Annotated in this window: 18 protein-coding genes; 5 read left to right on the top strand and 13 right to left on the bottom strand. The window is 56.4% G+C overall.

The features are described from left to right. Positions 1-11 precede the first annotated feature (11 nt). The gene (locus ABIE11_RS15325; protein WP_429184819.1) at positions 12-1922 is read left to right on the top strand and encodes a BglG family transcription antiterminator; all 1911 of its coding nucleotides are present in this window, start codon (positions 12-14) and stop codon (positions 1920-1922) included. A gap of 32 nt (positions 1923-1954) precedes the next feature. Here the strand turns inward: ABIE11_RS15325 and nrdG are convergent, their stop codons facing one another. The 5 genes from nrdG to treR all read right to left on the bottom strand — a co-directional run bounded on the left by nrdG (position 1955) and on the right by treR (position 9202). Next, the gene (nrdG, locus tag ABIE11_RS15320; protein WP_123429588.1) at positions 1955-2419 is read right to left on the bottom strand and encodes an anaerobic ribonucleoside-triphosphate reductase-activating protein; all 465 of its coding nucleotides are present in this window, start codon (positions 2417-2419) and stop codon (positions 1955-1957) included. Between the two features lie 70 nt (positions 2420-2489). Beyond that, positions 2490-4628 (bottom strand): anaerobic ribonucleoside-triphosphate reductase, encoded by a 2139-nt coding sequence (gene nrdD / locus ABIE11_RS15315; protein WP_429184818.1) that lies wholly within the window; start codon positions 4626-4628, stop codon positions 2490-2492. 375 nt (positions 4629-5003) lie between these two features. After that, entirely contained in the window at positions 5004-6659 is a 1656-nt protein-coding gene (gene treC / locus ABIE11_RS15310) for an alpha,alpha-phosphotrehalase (protein WP_429184817.1), read from the bottom strand. 51 nt (positions 6660-6710) lie between these two features. Next, positions 6711-8129: a PTS trehalose transporter subunit IIBC gene (gene treB / locus ABIE11_RS15305; RefSeq protein ID WP_429184862.1), complete on the bottom strand. Its 1419-nt coding sequence runs from the start codon at positions 8127-8129 to the stop codon at positions 6711-6713. A 125-nt stretch (positions 8130-8254) separates the two neighbouring features. Beyond that, complete coding sequence (treR, locus tag ABIE11_RS15300; protein ID WP_100777823.1) at positions 8255-9202, bottom strand: trehalose operon repressor TreR; 948 nt, start codon at positions 9200-9202, stop codon at positions 8255-8257. A 191-nt stretch (positions 9203-9393) separates the two neighbouring features. On the opposite strand from treR, the gene mgtL reads away from it, so the two are divergent. The 4 genes from mgtL to ABIE11_RS15280 all read left to right on the top strand — a co-directional run bounded on the left by mgtL (position 9394) and on the right by ABIE11_RS15280 (position 15845). Then, the gene (mgtL, locus tag ABIE11_RS15295) at positions 9394-9447 is read left to right on the top strand and encodes a mgtA regulatory leader peptide MgtL (RefSeq protein ID WP_220186778.1); all 54 of its coding nucleotides are present in this window, start codon (positions 9394-9396) and stop codon (positions 9445-9447) included. A gap of 213 nt (positions 9448-9660) precedes the next feature. After that, positions 9661-12369: a magnesium-translocating P-type ATPase gene (gene mgtA / locus ABIE11_RS15290; protein WP_142503557.1), complete on the top strand. Its 2709-nt coding sequence runs from the start codon at positions 9661-9663 to the stop codon at positions 12367-12369. A gap of 196 nt (positions 12370-12565) precedes the next feature. Further along, positions 12566-14950: a beta-N-acetylhexosaminidase gene (locus ABIE11_RS15285; protein WP_429184816.1), complete on the top strand. Its 2385-nt coding sequence runs from the start codon at positions 12566-12568 to the stop codon at positions 14948-14950. 544 nt (positions 14951-15494) lie between these two features. Further along, positions 15495-15845 (top strand): hypothetical protein, encoded by a 351-nt coding sequence (locus ABIE11_RS15280; RefSeq protein WP_429184815.1) that lies wholly within the window; start codon positions 15495-15497, stop codon positions 15843-15845. Positions 15846-15924: 79 nt separating this feature from the next. On the opposite strand, the gene ABIE11_RS15275 is transcribed toward ABIE11_RS15280, so the two are convergent. The 8 genes from ABIE11_RS15275 to argF form a co-directional block, all read right to left on the bottom strand. Then, positions 15925-16410, bottom strand: coding sequence for a SymE family type I addiction module toxin (locus tag ABIE11_RS15275; protein WP_429184814.1), 486 nt, complete (start codon positions 16408-16410; stop codon positions 15925-15927). 496 nt (positions 16411-16906) lie between these two features. Continuing rightward, on the bottom strand, positions 16907-17293 hold the full coding sequence (locus tag ABIE11_RS15270) for an enamine/imine deaminase (protein WP_100777818.1): 387 nt from the start codon (positions 17291-17293) through the stop codon (positions 16907-16909). Between the two features lie 190 nt (positions 17294-17483). After that, entirely contained in the window at positions 17484-17945 is a 462-nt protein-coding gene (gene pyrI, locus ABIE11_RS15265; RefSeq protein WP_100777817.1) for an aspartate carbamoyltransferase regulatory subunit, read from the bottom strand. 12 nt (positions 17946-17957) lie between these two features. Continuing rightward, on the bottom strand, positions 17958-18890 hold the full coding sequence (gene pyrB, locus ABIE11_RS15260; protein ID WP_100777816.1) for an aspartate carbamoyltransferase: 933 nt from the start codon (positions 18888-18890) through the stop codon (positions 17958-17960). Positions 18891-18924: 34 nt separating this feature from the next. Further along, a complete protein-coding gene (locus ABIE11_RS15255; RefSeq protein WP_095280562.1) occupies positions 18925-19029 on the bottom strand; it encodes a pyrBI operon leader peptide in 105 nt (34 codons plus the stop codon). Between the two features lie 100 nt (positions 19030-19129). After that, positions 19130-19609: an arginine repressor gene (locus ABIE11_RS15250; RefSeq protein ID WP_095280563.1), complete on the bottom strand. Its 480-nt coding sequence runs from the start codon at positions 19607-19609 to the stop codon at positions 19130-19132. 106 nt (positions 19610-19715) lie between these two features. Next, positions 19716-21119, bottom strand: coding sequence for a YfcC family protein (locus ABIE11_RS15245; RefSeq protein WP_100777815.1), 1404 nt, complete (start codon positions 21117-21119; stop codon positions 19716-19718). A 47-nt stretch (positions 21120-21166) separates the two neighbouring features. Then, positions 21167-22171, bottom strand: coding sequence for an ornithine carbamoyltransferase (gene argF, locus ABIE11_RS15240; RefSeq protein WP_100777814.1), 1005 nt, complete (start codon positions 22169-22171; stop codon positions 21167-21169). Positions 22172-22238 lie beyond the last annotated feature (67 nt).

Below are 22238 nucleotides of genomic sequence, written 5' to 3'. Positions count from 1 at the left end.
AGGATAAAGACGTGCGATTTCCGAACCAACGTTTAGCGCAACTGTTCGATCTGTTGCAAAACGAGACGCTGCCGCAGGACGAGCTGGCGCAGCGGCTGTTGGTATCCACACGTACCGTGCGGGCGGATATCACCGCCCTGAACGCGCTGTTGGCAGGCCACGGCGCGCAGTTTATTCTCAGCCGCGGCAACGGCTATCAGCTCAAGATTGACGATGCCGCGCGCTATCAGTCGTTGCAGGATTCTCGCCCGCGCGCGCTGCGGATCCCGCGCACCGGACAGGAGCGCGTGCATTATCTGGTGGTGCGTTTTCTCACCTCTGCTTTTTCGTTAAAGCTGGAAGATTTGGCTGATGAATGGTTTGTCAGCCGCGCGACCCTGCAAAACGACATGGTAGAGGTGCGAGAGTGGTTCCACCGCTACAGCCTGACGCTGGAAACGCGCCCTCGCCACGGCATGAAACTGTTCGGCAGTGAGATGTCGATTCGCGCCTGCCTGACGGATTTGCTCTGGGAACTGGCGCAGCAGGACAGCCTCAATCCGCTGGTGACCGAAGTCGCCCTGAATGCGGGTGTGCCGGAGCAGCTGGTTATGGTGCTGCATGACACTCTCACGCGCCATCACATTCGTCTCACGGATGAAGGCGAGCTGTTTGTACGGCTCTATTGTGCCGTGTCCGTGCGCCGCATCAGCGAAGGCTATCCGCTGCCGGAATTTAACGCCGAGGATGTCGAAGAGAACGTGCGTGATGCCGCGCGGGATATTGCTGCGGCCATCGCCCGGCTGGCGGATAAAGTGCTCTCACCGTCAGAGGAAAACTGGCTTTGCGTCCACATCGCTGCGCGCCAGATTCAGGAGATCGCCCCGAGCGCGATTAACGCTGACGACGACGAAGCGCTGGTGAACTATATCCTGCGCTACATTAACACCCACTATAACTACAACCTGCTGAACGATGCCCAGCTGCACGCGGATCTGCTGACACATATTAAAACCATGATCACCCGCGTGCGTTACCAAATCATGATCCCCAATCCGCTGCTGGATAACATCAAACAGCACTATCCGATGGCGTGGGATATGACCCTGGCTGCGGTCTCGGGCTGGGGGAAATACACGCCGTACGTGATCAGCGAAAACGAGATTGGTTTTCTGGTGCTGCACATCGGCGTCGGGCTGGAGAGGCATTACAACGTCGGCTATCAGCGTCAGCCGCGCGTCCTGCTGGTGTGCGATGCCGGGAATGCGATGGCGCGCATGATTGAAGCGGTGCTGCAGCGCAAATACCCGCAGGTGGAAGTGACGCGCACCGTCACCCTGCGCGAGTACGAGCTGGCGGAAAGCATCAGCGAGGATTTCGTGATCTCCACCGCCCGCATCAGTGAAAAAGCGAAACCGGTGGTACAGATCGCGCCGTTCCCGACCGACTATCAGCTGGAGCAGATCGGCAAGCTGGTGCTGGTGGATCGCACCCGTCCGTGGATGCTGGAAAAATACTTCGACGCCGACCATTTCCGCGTGATTGATTCAAACAGTGATCAGCAAACGTTGTTCCAGGAACTGTGCGGGCAACTGCGTGAGGAAGGATTTGTCGACGCGGAGTTTCTCGACTCGGTGGTTGAACGTGAAGCCATCGTCAGCACCATGCTCGGCGACGGTATTGCGCTGCCGCACTCCCTCGGGCTGCTGGCGCAAAAAACCGTGGTCTACACCGTACTGGCTCCGCAGGGAATAAAGTGGGGCGACGAAACGGCGCACGTGATTTTCCTGCTGGCGATCAGCAAAAGCGAATACGAAGAGGCGATGGCGATTTACGATATTTTCGTCACCTTCCTGCGCGAGCGGGCGATGACGCGCCTGTGCGGCTGCCGTGATTTTGCAGAATTCAAAACGGTGGCGATGGAGAGTTTGAGTCGTTTTTGAGGCGATGGGCGGAAAACGTCTCCGCCCACGGTTTATCGTAAATGATGTACAACCTGGTTGCTGCTGCCGCGCCAAATCAGCGCCGGGTCTTTCAAATCCTGCACGAACTTACCATCCACCAGCACGTTAATCAGGTCGACGATTTCCATCTGAGCGTCGTTTAGCTCATCCAGCTTGTAGCCGGTCCACACCCAGATATCCTTCCCCGCGCACTCTTCTCGAATGCGTTTCACCAGTTTCAGAATGTGCGGCACGTTCTGCGGATGGAGCGGATCGCCGCCGGAGAGGGAGATCCCCTGGCGCGGGATACGCGTGTCGTTCAGATCCCTGATAATCCGGTTTTCCATCTCGTCGTCAAACGGCAGGCCCGAGTTCAGACGCCAGGTGCTTTTGTTGTAGCAGCCAGGGCATTCGTGAACGCATCCGGACACAAACAGCGTGCAGCGGGTGCCAGGGCCGTTAACGATGTCGACGGGGTAATACTGGTGATAATTCATTTTCGCTTCTCAATTATCGCAATGCCCGCGCTGGCTGCTCTTGCTCACCCGGCATCAGCGCGGCAGAGGATTACCCGATCTGGCCATTCCCCAAATGTTTCACGCGGCGCTTCACTTCTTCCTGCTTACCGGCGTTGAACGGACGTGCGTCCGGGCTGCCGAGATAACCACAGACACGGCGGGTCACGGAGACACGCGCGGCGTCGTGGTTACCGCATTTCGGACAGGTAAAGCCCTTGCTGGTACATTCGAATTCACCGGTGAAACCGCACTCGTAGCACTCGTCGATCGGCGTGTTGGTGCCGTAATACGGCACGTGCTGATAGCTGTAATCCCACACGTCTTCCAGCGCTTTCAGGTTGTGCTGAATGTTCGGGTACTCGCCGTAACAGATAAAGCCACCGTTCGCCACCGGCGGGTAGGCCGCTTCAAAGTCGATCTTGTCGTACGGATTGACCTTTTTCTCCACGTCGAGGTGGAAGCTGTTGGTGTAGTAGCCTTTGTCGGTCACGCCGTTCACCACGCCAAACTCGGCGGTATCCAGACGGCAGAAGCGGTCGCACAGGTTTTCGCTCGGCGTGCTGTAGAGGCTAAAGCCGTAGCCCGTTTCGTCTTTCCACTGGTCGACCGCATCGCGCAGGCGCTGAACGATAGCGATGCCTTTCGCGCGCAGGGCTTCGCTGTCATACATGTGCTGATTGCCAAATAGGGCGTTGATGGTTTCATGGATGCCGATATACCCCAGCGAAATTGACGCGCGGCCGTTCTTGAAGATTTCAGAAACGTCGTCGTCCGCTTTCAGGCGCACGCCACAGGCACCTTCCATATAGAGGATCGGCGCCACGCGCGCTTTCACCCCTTCCAGACGTGCAATACGGGTCATCAGCGCTTTACGCGCCAGCTGCAGACGTTCGTCGAGCAGGCTCCAGAACGCGGCTTCGTCACCCTTCGCTTCCAGCGCGATGCGCGGCAGGTTGAGGCTGATCACGCCGATGTTGTTGCGGCCTTCATGCACCTGCTCGCCGTTTTCATTTTCATACACGCCGAGGAAGCTGCGGCAGCCCATCGGGGTTTTGAACGAACCCGTGACTTTCACCACCTGGTCGTAGTTCAGAATATCCGGATACATGCGCTTGCTCGCGCATTCCAGCGCCAGCTGTTTGATGTCGTAGTTCGCATCACCAAACTTGTGATTCAGGCCATCGCGAATGGCGAAGACCAGTTTTGGGAACACCGCGGTTTTGCGGTTTTTGCCGAGGCCCGAAATACGATTGCGCAAAATCGACTGCTGAATCAGACGCGACTCCCAGCTGGTCCCCAGACCAAAACCGAAAGTCACGAACGGCGTCTGGCCGTTGGCGGTGTGCAGGGTGTTCACTTCGTATTCCAGGGACTGGAACGCGTCGTAGCACTCTTTCTCGGTGCGGGAGCGGGCATAGCCGTCCGCGTCCGGGATCTGCCACTCTTGCGCCACTTTGCGATGCTTGTTAAAGCTCTCGGTGACAAACGGTGCCAGCACTTCGTCGATGCGGTTAATGGTGGTGCCGCCGTAAATATGGCTGGCGACCTGGGCGATGATTTGCGCCGTTACCGCCGTGGCAGTAGAGATGGATTTTGGCGGCTCAATCTCGGCGTTGCCCATTTTAAAGCCGTGGGTCAGCATGCCTTTCAGGTCGATCAGCATACAGTTGAACATCGGGAAGAACGGGGAGTAATCGAGATCGTGGTAGTGGATCTCACCGCGTTCATGCGCCTGCACCACGTCGCGCGGCAGCAGATGCTGACGGGCATAGTGCTTGGCGACAATACCGGCCAGCAGGTCGCGCTGGGTCGGGATCACTTTGCTGTCTTTGTTGGCGTTTTCATTCAGTAGCGCAGAGTTGGTCTGCTCGACCAGGCCACGGATCTCCTGATTCAGGCGACCACGCTTTTCACGTTGGATGTCACGGTCGTGACGGTACTCAATGTAGGCGCGCGCCAGCTGCTTGTACGGGCCGGACATCAGCTGGTTTTCTACCGCAGTCTGGATCTCGTTGATATCCACCTGACTGCGCTCATTCATCTGGCTACTGACGATTTCTGCGACGGTGGCGCAGTAATCTGCGTCATCGACTCCCGCTGCTTTAGCTGCACGCAGAATCGCTTCTTTGATGCGCTCTGATTTAAACGGCACTTTACAGCCATCTCGTTTCATCACATGCGGTGTCATGATCACTCCATTAAAAACAGGTTATCCACAGAGGTGGGGAAGGCTGCACAGGACGCAAGTCCCGATGCCTCAGTCACTTCCCTCGTTCCCGACGCTTGTTATCCACAATTCCGGCCGGCGTCGTCGCCGTTGTCTTGTTGGAATAGTAGACGATAAATACAATATGTTGGGTCGGCGTGCATTTTAAGTTCTATATGTAGTGATTTGCATCAAACATGTTTGCGATTTTTTTGATTCAGAACAAAGTAAAAAGACGAGAGTACAAACGGCGGGCACTACAGCGATTGTAAATCCGGGCAGGAAAAATCTGATTAAATATTCAACAAAAACAGTAAAATATTGCCGGGCAAACGCAGCGCTGCCCGGCATTTTGTACTACGCCTGCAGCCACCACACCGCCTCAAACGGACGCAGTGTCATCGCGGCGGGTTGGCTGGCGACTTCGGCGTAGTTGCTGAGCACTACGCGCCAGTCGCCGCTGAGGGCGTCCGGCTGCCACGCCTGGCATTCATGACTCAGGTTAGCGACCACGATCAGCGTCTGCCCCTGCCACTGGCGGCGATAGCACCACAGGGAAGGATGCGTCGGCAGCAGATCCTGATAGTCGCCCCAGGTCAGCAGCGGCAGCGATTTGCGCAGAGCGATCAGCGACTGATAGGTATAAAACACGGAGTCGGGATCGCTGAGCGCCGCGTCAACGTTGAGGGTTGCGACGTTATCGCACAGATCGATCCACGGCTCGCCGGTGGTAAAACCGCCGTTCGGGGTGGCATCCCACTGCATCGGCGTGCGGCTGTTGTCGCGGGATTTACTCGCCAGAATCGCCAGAAGTTCCTCTGCATCGCGCCCCTTTGCCCGCTGTTCGGCGAACATGTTGTGGCTTTCCACATCGCGATAATCGGTGATACGGGCGAAGTGCGGGTTGGTCATGCCGATCTCTTCACCCTGATAGATGTACGGTGTGCCCTGCATGCCGTGCAGCACCATTGCCAGCATTTTGGCGGAGGTGGTGCGGTATTCCCCCTCGTCGCCAAAGCGCGAAACGATGCGCGGCTGATCGTGGTTACACCAGAACAGAGCGTTCCACGCAACGCCATGCATCCCTTGCTGCCAGTGGCTGAACAGGGTTTTCAGCGCCACGTAATCGGGCTTCGCGAGTGTCCACTTTTCGCCGTTCGGGTAATCGACTTTCAGGTGATGGAAGTTAAAAGTCATCGACAGTTCGCGCCCGTCGAGCGCGGCGTATTGCTGGCAATTTTCCAGCGAGGTGGAGGACATCTCGCCCACGGTCATCAGGTTGCGCGGGGTGAACACATCCCGGCTCATCTCCTGCAAATATTCATGGGCGCGCGGGCCGTCAGTATAGAAACGGCGGCCATCGCCGAGGTTATCGTCCGGGAAATCCTGGTCCTTGGAGATCAGGTTAATCACGTCGAGACGCAGGCCGTCCACGCCGCGATCGGCCCAGAACTCGCACACTTTTTTCAACTCGCTGCGGACCTGCAGGTTTTCCCAGTTCAGATCCGCCTGCTCGGGGGCGAAAAGGTGCAGATAATACTGCTCGCTCTCGGCGTGCCAGCGCCAGGCGTTGCCACCAAATTTGGAGCGCCAGTTGTTCGGCAGCGCGTCCGGCGTACCGTCGCGCCAGATATAGAACTCACGGTACGGGCTCTCTTTATTGAGAGATTCACGGAACCACGCGTGCTGCGTGGAGGTGTGGTTGAGCACCATGTCGAGCACCAGACGGATGCCGCGCGCATGGGCCTGTTTCACCAGTTCGTCAAAATCATCCAGCGTGCCGTAGGCCGGATCGATGGCAGTGTAGTTCGCCACGTCGTAGCCGTTATCGATCTGCGGGGAAATATAGAATGGTGTCAGCCAGAGGGCGTCCACGCCGAGGGTTTTCAGATAGTCCAGACGCTGCGTGACGCCGCGTAAATCACCGGTACCACGCCCGGTGGTGTCCTGAAAACTCTTTGGGTAAATCTGATAGATGACGCCGTTTTGCCACCAGTGCGGAAGGGTATTCATAATGCGTTCCTGCAAATGCGAAGGGGCGCAACTGCGCCCCGAAAGAAGACGTTAAACAATCTGCAGCGTGCCCTGACGGAACTTACGCTGATAGATAACCGTGGTCAGCGCCATCGGGACGATAATCGCCACCGCCATGGCCAGGGCGAACATCTGCCAGTAGGACGGCTGAATAGAGAGGATACCCGGCAGGCCACCGACGCCGATGCCGTTCGCCATCACGCCGTTCAGCCCACACAGCAACCCCGCCAGACCTGAGCCGATCATCGCGCACAGCATCGGGAAGCGGTATTTCAGGTTGATACCGTACATCGCCGGTTCGGTCACGCCGAGATAGGCGGAGATGGCTGCCGGCACCGAGATTTCACGCTCGTTGTGTTTACGGCTGACCAGGATAATCCCAGTGACCGCCGACGCCTGAGCAATGTTCGACAGGGCGATAATCGGCCAGACCGGCGTACCACCGAGGCTCTGAATCATCTGCATGTCGATGGCGAGCGTAGTCTGATGCACACCGGTAATCACCAGCGGCGCATAGAGGAAGCCAAACAGCGCGGCGCCAATCGGGGCGAAGCTGCCGGTCATCAGGTGACGCACCGCGAAGGCCACGCCGTCGCCAATCATGCGGCCAAACGGACCGATAAACGCGTGGGCGAGGAACACGGCCAGAATCAGTGAGCAGACCGGCACGACCACCAGATAGAGGTAATCCGGGACGATGCGTTTCAGGCGCGTTTCAATAAAGCCGAGTGCGAGACCGGCCAGCAGGGCGGGAATAACCTGCGCCTGATAACCCACTTTAGCGATGGTAAACAGGCCGAAGTTCCACACTTCCGGCACCTGTTGCCCAAGTAAGTAAGCGTTCATTAACTGCGGAGAGACTAGCGTTACGCCGAGCACAATGCCGAGGATCGGCGTGCCGCCCATTTTGCGCACCGCCGACCAGCAGATCCCGACCGGCAGATAGAAGAAGATCGCCTCGCCAATCAGCCACAGGAATTCATAGATGCTCTGCAGCGCGGGGTAAAGCTGCGCCAGAGTTTTGCCGTCGCTCATTGGCACGTCGCCAATCACGTTGCGGAAACCGAGGATCAGACCTCCGCTGATCAGCGCTGGCAGCAGCGGGAAGAAGATTTCCGCGAAGTGGGAGATCAGCTGCTCGTGCCATTTCATATTCTGGCGCGCCGCTTTTTTGGCCTGCTCTTTATCTGCCGACGAATGCCCGGTGGTCGCCAGCAGGGCGTGATAGTAATCACCCACTTCTGTGCCAATCACCACCTGGAACTGCCCGGCGTTGGTAAAGCAGCCTTTGACCATCGACAGCTCTTCGATGGCCTTCGGATTGGCTTTGGCCGGATCGTTCAGCACAAAACGCAGACGGGTAATGCAGTGGCTGACGGTGGCGATATTCTCGCGTCCCCCAACCAGAACGATCAGCTGGTCGATATCAGTTTGTTTAACTTTGCTCATCATGAAGCCTCATGACAGATGTGGAGGGTAATGACCTGGACGCAAGCCTACTCTTTGAGCGAGACGCTGAAAATGGGAACGTTCCCGAAATTGGGTGAGGATCACAATAATCCGTTTTCGGAGGGTTAAGAAATGTGGGCGGGGATAACGATTTGGCGTGGTTCAGAGCGACCGTTTATCTGCTCGATCAGCTGCATCGCCGCCTGACGGCCCGCTTCGGCGTAGCCCGGATCGACGGTGACAATCTCCGGGTGCAGGAACTTCATCAGCGGTGTGCTGCCGACGCTCGCGAGCTGGATAGTGTCGATGCGCTGCTCCTGCAAATACTTGCTGGCGCCCAGCGCGAGGGTATCTGTGGCGCAGATAAGAGCGGTAGTTTGCGGGGTGAGCACGCTTGCCACCTGTTCGTAGCCCTGTTTCATGGCCAGGCCAGGCAAAGAGGCCACCGCCGGGAGAGCGTGCTGTTTGCAAAACGCGAGATAGGCTTCGTGGCGGCGCTTGCCGGTGGTGACGTCGCTGTGCGGCACGCCGAGGAAACTGATATGGCGATGGCCCTGCTCGTACAGGCGCTGCATCAGGGTAAGGATCGCCCCTTCGTCGTCGTAGCAGACGGAGGCAAAGCCGCTGGCGTCTCGTGCCAGCAGCACCAGCGAGGCCTGCCAGGGTTTCAGAATTTCATCCTGAATGCCGGTAAACCCAAACAGCACCACGCCGTCGATATTGCGTCGTTGCAGCATCCCAAGATGCTCTTCCACCAGCTGAGGCGAGAACTGGCTCTCCATCATGATCGGATCGTAACCTTGCTCGTAAAAGGCGGGGAGCATGGTTTGCACCGCCAGATTTTCCGACAGGGAATCGAGACGCGAAACAATAATGGCGACCACTTTGTCGCTCTGTCCGCGCATGGCGCGCGCGGAACGGGAAGGAGAAAAACCGTGCTGATTCATCACTGCCTCGACGCGCTCGCGCGTGCGTTCACTGACGCCACTTTCGTTGTTCAGTACGCGCGACACGGTGGATTTCCCCACGCCGCTTAAACGGGCGATGTCTTTAATGGTCAGGCGATTCTGCATCCTTTATTCCCTGTAACAGCACGGTCGTCAATTGAGACTACTGCTTACGATTTAATTCGCAATGAGCAAAGTCTGGTATATGTACGGTTTAAATCTGCGGGCGTATCATACCGCCCGAACCGCCACTAACGGTATGGTTAAAACCCATAACTGCGCGGTGATAACCCCTTTTTTCACTTACCGGAGGCCGTATGGATCCCGATCCCACCCCTCTCCAGTCATGGAGACTGAGTCCTTTCCGGTAAGCCAGCCTTTTCGCTGTCTCACCGGTGATGTGTGAGGCAGTGACGTTACCCGTCCTATTTCAAGCTGCATATGCGGTGGCTATGCGCCGGCATACAGCCTGAAAGAGTGGGGTAAAAAATCTCTGCTTTGAAAATTTAAGTGCCCTTCAGGTACCGCCTTGCTGTGCCTGAAGTTAACACTGCGTCCGCCTTTGCGGATGCGGGGGGCTTACTATGCTGAAAAATATCACCCAGCAGCTGCTCGCGCAGCTAAACCGCCACCTGCCGCGCCGTCTGGTTCAGCGCGATCCGCTGCCAAATGCCAAAAACCTGGCAGGCGCTGCCATCCCCTCCACGCTGACGGAGCATTGCCTGAAAGCCGCCGCGATGGACGAAAACGAAGTCTGGCGCGCCTTCGGCGGTCATCCGGAAGGGCTGAACGCAGCCGAAGTAGAAAAAACGCGCGCCGAGCACGGCGACAATAAAATCCCGGCGCAAAAACCGGCCCCGTGGTGGGTCCATCTGTGGCTCTGCTACCGCAACCCGTTCAACCTGCTGCTGACGGTGCTGGCGATCATTTCGTATGCCACGGAAGATCTGTTTGCAGCAGGCGTGATCGCGCTGATGGTGGCGATCTCTACCATGCTCAACTTTATCCAGGAGGCGCGCTCCACCCGCGCGGCGGACGCCCTGAAGGCGATGGTCAGCAACACCGCCACCGTGCAGCGCGTCATTAACACGAAAGGCGAAAGCGCCTGGCTGGAACTGCCGATCGATCAGCTGGTGGTGGGCGATATGATCAAACTGGCGGCAGGGGACATGATTCCGGCCGATCTGCGTGTGATTCAGGCCCGCGATCTGTTTGTCGCCCAGGCGTCATTGACCGGTGAATCTCTGCCGGTCGAGAAAGTGGCGCGCAGCCGCGATCCGCAGCAAACTAATCCGCTCGAAAGCGATACCCTGTGCTTTATGGGCACTACCGTGGTGAGCGGCACCGCGAAGGCCATCGTTATCGCCACAGGCGGCAACACCTGGTTTGGTCAGCTTGCCGGGCGTGTGAGCGAGCAGGAAAGCGAGCCAAACGCGTTCCAGAAAGGTATCGGTCGCGTCAGTATGCTGCTGATCCGCTTTATGATGGTCATGACGCCAATCGTATTGCTGATCAACGGCTACACCAAAGGCGACTGGTGGGAAGCGGCGCTGTTCGCCCTCTCCGTGGCGGTGGGCTTAACGCCGGAAATGCTGCCGATGATTGTCACCTCCACGCTGGCGCGCGGGGCGGTGAAACTCTCCCGTCAGAAAGTGATTGTGAAACACCTCGACGCCATTCAGAACTTTGGCGCGATGGATATCCTCTGCACCGATAAAACCGGCACCCTGACTCAGGATAAAATTGTGCTGGAGAATCATACGGATATCTCCGGTAAAGTCAGCGAGCGCGTGCTGCAAACCGCGTGGCTGAACAGCCATTACCAGACCGGGCTGAAAAACCTGCTGGATGTCGCCGTGCTGGAAGGGGTGGATGAAGATTCTGCGCGCGCGCTCTCAACGCGCTGGCAAAAAGTGGATGAGATCCCGTTCGACTTCGAGCGTCGCCGCATGTCGGTGGTGGTGAGTGAGCAGGCGAATGTGCATCAGCTGATCTGCAAAGGGGCGTTGCAGGAGATCCTGAATGTTTCCACGCAGGTGCGTCATAACGGTGAAATTGTGCCGCTGGACGACACCATGCTGCGCCGCATCAAGCGTGTGACGGATAACCTGAACCGTCAGGGGCTGCGCGTCGTGGCGGTGGCCAGCAAATTCCTGCCGGGGCGAGAAGGGGATTACCATCGCCTTGATGAGTCGGATCTGATCCTCGAAGGGTACATCGCCTTCCTCGATCCACCGAAAGAGACGACGGCTCCGGCGCTGAAAGCGCTGAAAGCCAGCGGCATTACCGTCAAAATTCTTACCGGCGACAGCGAGCTGGTGGCGGCGAAAGTGTGTCATGAAGTGGGGCTGGATGCGGGTGTGATTGTCACGGGCAGCGATATTGAAACGCTTTCTGACGATGAACTGGCACAGCTTGCCAAAACCACCACGCTGTTTGCGCGCCTGACGCCAATGCACAAAGAGCGCATTGTGACGCTGCTGCGCCGCGAAGGGCACGTCGTTGGCTTTATGGGCGATGGTATTAACGATGCGCCTGCGCTGCGCGCGGCGGATATCGGGATTTCCGTCGACGGCGCGGTGGATATTGCACGCGAAGCGGCCGACATCATCCTGCTGGAAAAGAGCCTGATGGTGCTGGAGCAGGGCGTGATCGAAGGGCGCCGTACCTTTGCCAACATGCTGAAATACATCAAAATGACCGCCAGCTCTAACTTCGGTAACGTCTTCAGCGTGCTGGTGGCGAGTGCATTTCTGCCGTTCCTGCCGATGCTGCCGCTGCACCTGCTGATTCAGAACCTGATGTACGACGTCTCCCAGGTGGCGATCCCGTTTGATAACGTCGACGACGAGCAGATCCAAAAGCCGCAGCGCTGGAATCCGTCTGATCTGGGCCGCTTCATGCTGTTCTTTGGCCCGATCAGCTCGATCTTTGACATTCTGACCTTCTGCCTGATGTGGTTCGTGTTCCACGCCAACACGCCAGAACATCAGACCCTGTTCCAGTCCGGCTGGTTCGTGGTCGGGCTGCTGTCGCAGACGCTGATTGTGCATATGATCCGCACGCGCCGTATTCCGTTCTTCCAGAGCCGCGCCGCCTGGCCGCTGATCATCATGACCGGCGTGGTGATGGTGCTGGGTATCGCGCTGCCGTTCTCACCGCTGGCAAGCTACCTGAACCTGCAGGCGCTGCCGCTGAGCTATTTCCCATGGCTGGTAGCGATTCTGGCGGGCTACATGGTGCTGACGCAGATGGTGAAAGGGTTCTATAGCCGTCGTTACGGCTGGCAGTAAATCTCAGGCCCGGCACCGCCGGGCCTGTGTTCCGAATCAGCCGGGTAAGGTGTCGTCGCCGCCCGGCAAAATAGCCTTCCTCCCAAATTCCACAACCTGTGATCCCCGTCATGCACTTTGCTTGACGACAATTTGTACGCATGTTAACAAAATGTTTTGTCTGTTTTTGGCCCGTCAAATTCTGATAAGGAACATTATGTTACGTCTTAGCCTCATCACCGCCGGGCTTTTGCTCGGTACCTCTGCGCTGGCGGCTCCGGCAGGCGATCTGCCGTTAATGCCCTGGCCCGCCCACGTTGAACGGCCCGCACAGCAGGGCGCATTGGTCCTCAGCGATAATATTTCCGTCAGCATCAGCGGCGACGATCTGGGTGATGCCGCAAACCGTCTTCGCCAGCGCATCGCGCTGCAAACGGGCTGGACGCTTCAGCCCCAGGCTGACAAACCTGAAAAGCCCACTATTTCAGTGACCATTGCCAAAAAAGTGAAGCCGCAGCCGCTGCCGGACAGCGATGAGAGCTACAAACTCACCGTGGATGCAAGCGGTGTGAACATTATCGCTAACACGCGCTTTGGCGCGCTGCGGGCGATGGAAACGTTGCTCCAGCTGATTCAAAATGGCGCGGAAAACACCTCGATTCCGTGGGTGTCGATTGACGACTCCCCGCGCTTCCCGTGGCGCGGGCTGCTGCTCGATTCGGCGCGTCATTTCATCCCGCTGGAGGACATTAAACGCCAGATCGACGGCATGGCGGCGGCGAAGCTAAACGTCCTGCACTGGCATCTGACGGACGATCAGGGCTGGCGATTTACCTCGAAGCGCTATCCTAAACTGACCCAGCTCGCCAGCGACGGGCTGTTCTACACGCCGGAGCAGATGCGTGACGTGGTGCGTTACGCCACCGCGCGGGGAATTCGCGTGGTTCCCGAAATTGACATGCCGGGCCATGCGTCGGCGATCGCCGTGGCCTATCCGGAACTGATGAGCGCACCTGGCCCGTATGAAATGGAGCGACACTGGGGCGTGTTGAAACCCGTTCTCGATCCAACAAAAGAGGCGACCTACACCTTTTCCGACGCGATGGTCAGCGAACTGGCTGCGATCTTCCCCGATCCGTATCTGCATATCGGCGGTGATGAAGTTGACGATAGCCAGTGGAAAAACAGCACCGCCATCCAGCAGTTTATGCGCGACAACAAACTGGCGGACAGTCATGCGCTGCAGGCCTATTTCAACCGCAAACTGGAAACCATTCTTGAGAAACACCATCGCCAGATGGTCGGCTGGGACGAGATCTATCATCCCGACCTGCCGAAAAGCATTCTGATCCAGTCCTGGCAGGGGCAGGACGCACTCGGCGAGGTGGCGAAGCAGGGCTATAAAGGCATTCTCTCCACCGGTTTTTACCTCGATCAGCCCCAGTCCACGGCCTATCACTACCGCAATGAGATCGTGCCGCAGGGCTTGAACGGCATGGACATCATCGCCGATTCCGACAGCGCGCAGAGCTGGACTTTCACGATGCCGCGTCTGAAAGGCAAACCGGTCGAGGGCAGTTTTACGCTGATTAAAGGCGTTTCCGGCTGGCGCGGATTTATTGATTTCAGCGGCAAATCCCGCCGTGCGATTGATCATATCGAATGGCGCGACGACAACCAGCTGAGCTTCACCGTCGACACCTGGATGGGCGAAACGCGCCCGGTGGTCAATGTGTCGGATGACAAACTCACCGGCTACTTCCTGGTAGGGAACGCCCGCTATCCGATTTCCGGCGCGCGCCTCAATGAGGTGCCGAAAGGGATTCAGCCGACGGTGCCGGATGCCGATCAGCAGGCCAACCTGCTCGGCGGCGAAGCGGCGCTGTGGGCGGAAAACGTGATTGCCCCGGTTCTGGATATCAAACTCTGGCCGCGCGCGTTTGCAGTGGCGGAGCGCCTGTGGTCTGCGCAGGATGTGAATGATATCGACAATATGTACACCCGTTTGCAGGCGATGGACAGCTGGACGACAGTGTCGGTCGGGCTGCAACAGCATAGCCAGCAGCAGGCGCAGTTCACTCGTCTGGCGAATAACGCCGACACCTTGCCGCTGCATATTCTCGCCCAGGCCGTGGAGCCTGCGCAGTATTACACCCGTCAGCACCTGAAATTCCAGGCCGGAAATTATCATCAGTTTGAGCCGCTAAACCGCTACGCCGACGCGCTGAACGCCGAGAGCGCCACGGTGCGTCAGATGGATAAATGGGCCGAGCGGCTGATAAGCGATGCCGAAGACACGGAAAGCGCCGAAGCGCTGCGTCACGTCTTTACGCGCTGGCAGAGCAATACCAGCGACGCGCTGGCGCTGAGTGAAAACAGCTATCAGCTGAAAGCCATCAAACCGGTGATTCAGGAGGTGGACAAACTGGCGTCGATTGGCCTGCGCCTGACGGATCTGGTGGCGCGGCAAGGCACGCTGGACGATAAGGAGATCGCCTCGATTCAGACCGAGCTGGATAACGCGGCGAAGATTCAAGATGAAGTGGTGATTGCAGCGGTTTATCCACTGGAGAAGTTGCTCAGGGCGACGCGGAATCAGTAGGGTTATGATGATGTTTGGTAAGATAGGGCCGATCCTTGATATCGGCTTTATACTCTGAATTAGAACGTAAATCATCTATGTTCAATCGTTAAATCAGACCTCAAATTCAGCATTGAAATTTCATAATAACATTGTGGAATTAAATTTGCGTCGAGGACAGGTTTTTCGGGAAAACCTATAAAGTAATCTTCGGCACACTTGTGTAGAATATTTTTATTTCAGATTATGGGTGCGATAATTTCGGCTGGCAACTAACTTATTGTCACAAAAGCTATGTTGAAATATATGAATAAGAAAATTTGTTTACCTCTTGAATCCAAGTCGTTACTGCGTTCCAGGATTGGCATTGTTCTACATCAAAATTAATGCAAATTAGGTTGATGAAAATTACTATATATAGATATTAGAATGTTCTTCGCCGCTACTTATTGTGTTTATGACTTCAAGTTGGTACCAGTCTACTAGTTTTTCTGGATTGCAGACTTAGGTACGGTAGCGATAAAACCATGTTCAACATAAAATATGTTGCTAAAGGAGAAATACAATGGCTGTTGACTTTATTACCTCTAACCCTAAGAGCCTTTTAAACGAATTTAACAATGCAATTGAGCAAGATGAACCTAAGGGCAAGATCAATACCTGGATCAGGAGTAAGGATAAAAAATTTTACACGCATAAAGCGGAAGAATGGAATTCAAAAGCTTGGTTTAAACCAGTAATCAAAGATGGGATTTTAACCTTTAATATTATCAAACCTAATAATGCAAACATTAGCACGGTTGCTTACGCTTATTATCATGGACACTTGTCAGAAACCTTTCTAAGTCATTTTGATACATTGTTCTCAAAAGCCACCTCATCGTCAATGCCCACATCTGAGGACAAAGTTCAATAGTATCATATCATTATTAAAATACTGGCATGCTGATGCATTTTTAAGCATGCCCAGTTAGTTTGCAAACTCCTGTACTGGCTTACTTCTCATTCACGTGAGAATTAGTAATCATCTTCCCCCGCCTCACCACCGGAATATTCCCCGTATCATTCAGCGCCCCCGGAAACGTTTTTAGCCACTCCGCTACGCGTTGTTTATTGATATTCACCACGCTCATTCCTTCCAGGCAGCCCCACAGCTCGCGGGTGTTTTGCGGGGTGATAATGATGCAGTCCGGCATTACGCGTATTTTTACCGGCATGCCGTCGATAAAACCGGCTTTCGAGAGCCACTCTCCGGTGAGCGGAAGGAAGCGGTGGCCTATGCGGGAATAGAGTTCGCAGCATGCGGCGCTGGACTGGGGTGTGTCAGCTCTTGCATGAACTATTGCCTCATTCAGGGCTTTACCGTGCAGACGACGGGTACTTTTTTTGCGAGTCACCTCGGGAAAATGATCATTACCCTCTGATCTCTTAGGATCTGTTTGGGCAATAGTGGGATCTGGCATAAACTCGATCGTAGCCATGAGAAACTCCTTTTCAGTTTTTTGTGGTTAGCGGTGTAAGGGTGGTAGGACACCTTTGCATCGCGCTTCTAAATATTCCGCTCTGAATATAGCCTCATCGCGAAATCCCAATTCTACTCTTCTGGATAAACAAACAGTGCTCCGAATTCGCGAACTGCGAAGCCGCTTCCGAGATAAATAGAAGGGAATGAAACGTTACATTTGGCACCGGTGTTGGTCCCCGCTGAAATCGGCGAACCGGAGGCCTGATGACAAGGGCTGGACGCCAGGGATGGCGGCCAGAGGCGAAACGAGACAGGGACGTCGAGTCGAGCCGACCGCGGGCAGATGGCCGGGAGGTGATCGCAGTGCAAAGTACCGATTTCCTTGCGGGGCGCGGGGATTGAAAAGGGGGCCGCGCAGCCCCCTTTTCACGTTCACAGGTTATGAACCCATTATATTCTGATGAACATAAGGTGAACGGAATAACCTCTGATGCTTAACGGATCAGTACCGATCAGCGACGAACTGCAATCGCCTCAATCTCAATCTTCACGTCTTTTGGCAGACGCGCGACTTCTACGCAAGAACGCGCCGGGAAGGTTGCGTCGTGTTCGTTGAAGAACGCTTCGTAAGTGGCGTTAACGGTCGCGAAATCGTTCAGATCTTTGACGAATACAGTCGTTTTCACGATATCGCCCACTTTCAGGCCCGCGGATTCAACGATCGCTTTCACGTTTTCCAGTGACTGACGCGCCTGCGCCGCCACATCTTCCGGCACTTCGCCGGTTTTCGGGTTCACCGGGATCTGACCGGAAGTGATAATCATGCTGCCGAGATCTACGCCCTGAACGTAAGGACCGATAGCCGCTGGTGCATTTTCCGTCGCAAGTACTTTGCTCATATTTTCTCCAGGATTACAGCGTTAAGAAGGGTCCCGGCCATTATACACATCATCCTTCACGCCGCCTCTTCGTTGGCCGCGTCCTCATACCCCGGTCACAGAGTTTCCTGTGCTTCCGGGTATATTTGGCCTTGATGCGGTGCGAATGATTTCGTGTAACAGGAGGCCGGAATCTCAATACCAACCTCAATTAGTTGGCCAGCACCACATAATGAGAAAACTCTTTTTCGCAATATTTGCATTTGAGTGCGATGTCATTCGCCCGTTTTTTCACTGCAAAACTGGATGACACCGGCTCAGCATGACTGATGCAGTTGCTGTTCGGGCAGATCAGCACGTGCTCGATGCGTTCCGGTAAGTTCGGGCGCGATTTGCCCACCACTTCGTAATCGTCGATGCGGTTCACCGTCGCGTCCGGCGCGTACAGGGAGAGCTGGTTGACCTGCTCGTCAGTCAGGAAGGTGTTCTCGATTTTGATCAGGTCTTTGCGGCCCATCTCGCCGGACGGCAGGTTCAGGCCAATGGTGATGCGCTGGTCGGTTTCGGTCAGCTTGAACAGCGTCAGCAGTTTAAAGCCCACCTGCGCAGGGATATGGTCAATCACGGTGCCACGTTTGATGGCTTCAACCTGGAGTTTATTATCATGTGTCATTGTCATTTCCCCTTACAGAACGAATTCGCGATTCAGAACCAGTGCCAGTAACGCCTGGCGAGCGAAGATGCCGTTGCCTGCCTGCTGGAAATACCAGGCGTGCGGCGTCTTATCCACATCGGTGGCAATTTCGTCGATGCGCGGCAGCGGGTGCAGCACTTTCATGTTCGGGCGTGCGCCTTCGAGGTCGCTGGCACGCAGGATGAACTGCGCTTTGACGTTGGCGTACTCGGACGGGTCGAGGCGCTCTTTCTGCACGCGCGTCATGTACAGCACGTCCACTTCACCCATCACCTCTTCAATGCTGGCGTGCTGGCTCCACTGGATGCCTTTTTCGTCGAGCATATCGAGAATGTATTGCGGCATCGCCAGCGCCGCCGGGGCGATAAAGTAGAAGCGGTTGCCATTAAATTTCGCCAGCGCCTGGGCCAGCGAGTGGACGGTGCGGCCATATTTCAGATCCCCGACCATGGCGATGTGCAGATTTTCCAGACGCCCCTGCGTTTCCTGGATGGTGAAGAGATCCAGCAAGGTCTGCGTTGGATGCTGGTTCGCACCGTCACCGGCATTCAGCACCGGAATACCGCCGGAGAACTCGGTCGCCAGACGCGCTGCGCCTTCCTGCGGGTGGCGCATAACAATCGCGTCCACGTAGGTGCTGATGACGGAGATGGTATCCGCCAGCGTCTCGCCTTTTTTGCCCAGCGACGTATTGCTGCTGTCAGAGAAGCCGACCACGCTCGCGCCGAGACGGTGCATCGAGGTCTCGAACGACAGACGGGTGCGGGTGGAGGCTTCAAAGAAGCAGCTCGCGATCACTTTGTGCTTCAGCAGCTCGGGCTGTGGGTTGGCCTTCAGTTTTGCCGCGGTATCCAGAACCAGTTCCAGCTCTTCGCGGCTGAGGTCATTGATGGAAATGATGTGTTTTTGATAAAGCGGATTCATGTTTATCTCCTGACGCCGGGCAAAAAAAAGCCCCTCAAATGAGGGGCTCTGGGAATAGGGTTATCAACGGGAAGAAAAACGGCAGGCCAGCGTCTGTTTTCAGACGCGGTATGACTGTATGTCGTACACGCTTGACCATGACTTCCTCCCGGCAAATTGTCGGGCATTATACTCAGCTCGATTTTCTGATCAAGCGATTAATGCACACTTTACTCAGTGCAAACGGTTCTATTTGAATATTAATGCGTTCTGAGTAAATAATTAATTTGCTTATGTACCAGCGCCGTGCGCTTTACTACGCGGGGCGCGACCCAGACAATACTGCTTCCGGCCACCACACCTAAAATTTCCGGTAACTGGTGATAATCCAGAATTCGCGCCACGGCGCGCCCGTATCCGGCGACGGTATGAATAAGGATAAATTCGCTATTGTGCTCCACGCTGACCACCATTTCGGAGATCGAACGGGCTGCATCCGGCGCAGGGCGCAACTGCGGATTCATCGAATAAATCTTTTGTCCTTTGGCATTTCGAATTTTTATGACACCAAGCAATTTCAGCAGCCGGGAGACGCTCGACTGGCTGATACTGTCAAACCCCCGTTCCTGTAGGTCGCGGCGGATCTCTTCCTGAGAAAGATAGCTGTTTTCGCTGATCAGGCTCTGGCATACCGCGAGCTGAAGCTGTTCTTTTGGGGAGTATTCTCCATATTCCATCATCTGGTTCCCATCTCTGTTGCCAACAAAAAATGCCCGGTGGCGCAACGCTTACCGGGCCTACAAAAAGATTACCGCAGGCCGGATAAGCGCAGCGCCATCCGGCAAATCAGATAAGCGCACCCAGGCTCAACGCCACCATGATCACCACCGTCAAAATACCCAGCAGCGGGGCAACCCACTTGAGATAACGCACGTACGGTACGCGCGCGATCGCAAGACCCCCCATCACCACGGCGGACGTCGGTGTGACCAGATTGACAATCCCGGAGGCTGACTGGTACGCCGTCACGACCAGGTCGCGGTTGACGTTAGCGAAATCGGCAAGCGGTGCCATGATCGGCATCGTCAGAACGGCAAGGCCCGAAGAAGAAGGCACCAGAAACGACAGCACCACTTCCAGCCAGTACATCACGTTGATAAACGCCACCGTCGACAGTCCGGTCACCAGGCCTTCGGCACTGTGCAAAATCGTGTGCGTAATCATGCCCTTATCCATGATGACTACGATACCGCGCGCAATACCAATAATCAGCGCGACGCCCAGCAAATCCCGCGCCCCGTTGATAAATGTTGATGTCAGCTCTTCTTCGCTCATGCGGGCTATCAGGCCAACGATAATGGCGCTGGCGAGGAAGACTGCGGAGATCTCTGCCATCCACCAGCCGAGCACCGCCACGCCGTAGATCATCACCGCGAAGGCGAGGGCGAAAATCACCAGAATCACTTTGCGCACCGGGGTAAATTCCAGCGACTGCTGGCCTTTATCGCCGAGGAAATGCGCACGGTTCTCGGCCTCTTTGTCGGCGACAATCGACAGGGACGGGTCCTGGCGCACCTTGCGGGCGTAACGCATCACCCACCACACGCAGATGATCCAGCCGATCGCCAGCAGGGCGACGCGCAGGGCGATCCCGTTGGTGAACGGAATCCCCGCGGCGTTGGCGGCGATGACCGTAGCGAAGGGGTTAATGGTTGAACCGAGCGTGCCGATCCCCGCGCCGAGCAGCACCGTGGAGGCGGCGACCACCGGGTCGAAACGGGCGGCTAGCATCACCGGCACTAACAGCGTGTAGAACGGCAGCGACTCTTCCGCCATGCCGTAAATTGTCCCACCAGCGGCGAACAGCGCCATCAGGATCGGGATCATCCACTCTTCGCGACCGCGCAGCCGGGTGGTGACGCGTTCGATCCCGGCGTCAATCGCCCCGGTTTTGGTGACGATCCCGAGAAAGCCGCCGATGATCAGAATAAACAGCGCGACGTCGATCGCCCCCGCCTGGCCGGACTCAGGATCGTACAGCCCGGCGATCGGCGCCATCAGCACCGCAACGATCCCCTGCGGATGCGCGGCGACGTGTGCGTAGGTTCCGGCAATGGGCACTTCTTTGCCGAGGGCGGCATTCATTGCCATCTGGTACTGCCCGGCCGGAACAATCCAGCTCAGGGCGGCGACCACGGCGATCAGGAAAAAGAGAATGGTGTAAGCGGAAGGAAATTTGAACTTGCCCATGATGTTCTCCTTGCCCCGGCGCAGCCTGTGGCCGCGCCGGGCGGTGATTAGTCGCCGAGTGTCGCCACCATGACCGCTTTAATGGTGTGCATGCGGTTCTCTGCTTCGTCGAAGACGATAGAGTTCGGGGATTCGAAGACCTCTTCCGTCACCTCCAGCCCTTTCAGGCCGTACGCCATTTCGATTTCACGGCCCACTTTGGTGTGTTCGTTGTGGAACGCGGGCAGGCAGTGCATGAATTTCACGTTCGGATTGCCGGTGGCTTTCATAACGTCGCCGTTGATCTGATACGGTTTCATCAGGCTTACACGCTCTGCCCAGGCCTCTTTCGGTTCGCCCATCGACACCCACACGTCCGTGTAGAGGAAATCGGTGCCGTGAACGCCCTCATTCACATCGTCCGTCAGAGTGATGCGTGCGCCGGTCTCTTTGGCGATGGCGCGGCACTGCTCGACCAGCCCGGCTTCCGGCCAGAAGGATTTCGGCGCCACCAGACGGATATCCATGCCCATCTTCGCCGCGCCGACCATCAGGGAGTTGCCCATGTTGTTCCGCGCGTCGCCCAGATAGGCGAAGCTCAGCTCCGGCAGGGTTTTGCCCGGCGCGTGTTCGAGCATGGTCATCAGATCGGCGAGGATTTGCGTCGGGTGAAATTCATCGGTCAGCCCGTTCCACACCGGCACGCCCGCGTATTCGCCCAGCTCTTCGACGATAGCCTGGCCGTAGCCGCGATACTCGATGCCGTCATACATGCGGCCCAGCACGCGGGCGGTGTCTTTCATCGACTCTTTGTGGCCAATCTGCGATCCGCTTGGGCCGAGGTAGGTGACCTGCGCGCCCTGGTCAAAGGCGCCCACTTCAAAGGCGCAGCGCGTGCGGGTGGAGGTTTTTTCGAAGATCAGGGCGATGTTTTTGCCGACTAAGGTCTGCTTTTCGCGCCCGGCTTTTTTGGCGGCTTTCAGGTCGATGGCCAGATCGATCAGGTACTGGATTTCTGCCGGGGTGTAGTCCAGCAGTTTGAGGAAGTTGCGGTTTTTCAGGTTAATGGTCATGTGGCGATCCTTGTTAAATGTTGAGCTGTCTGGTGCCCTTCACCCGCCCCTCTCTTAACGGGAGAGG

The organism is Lelliottia sp. 489 (assembly GCF_050435885.1).
Lineage (GTDB): Bacteria > Pseudomonadota > Gammaproteobacteria > Enterobacterales > Enterobacteriaceae > Enterobacter > Enterobacter nimipressuralis.
The sequence above is the reverse complement of the archived record's forward strand: the minus strand, read 5'-3'. Positions and strand labels throughout refer to the sequence as shown.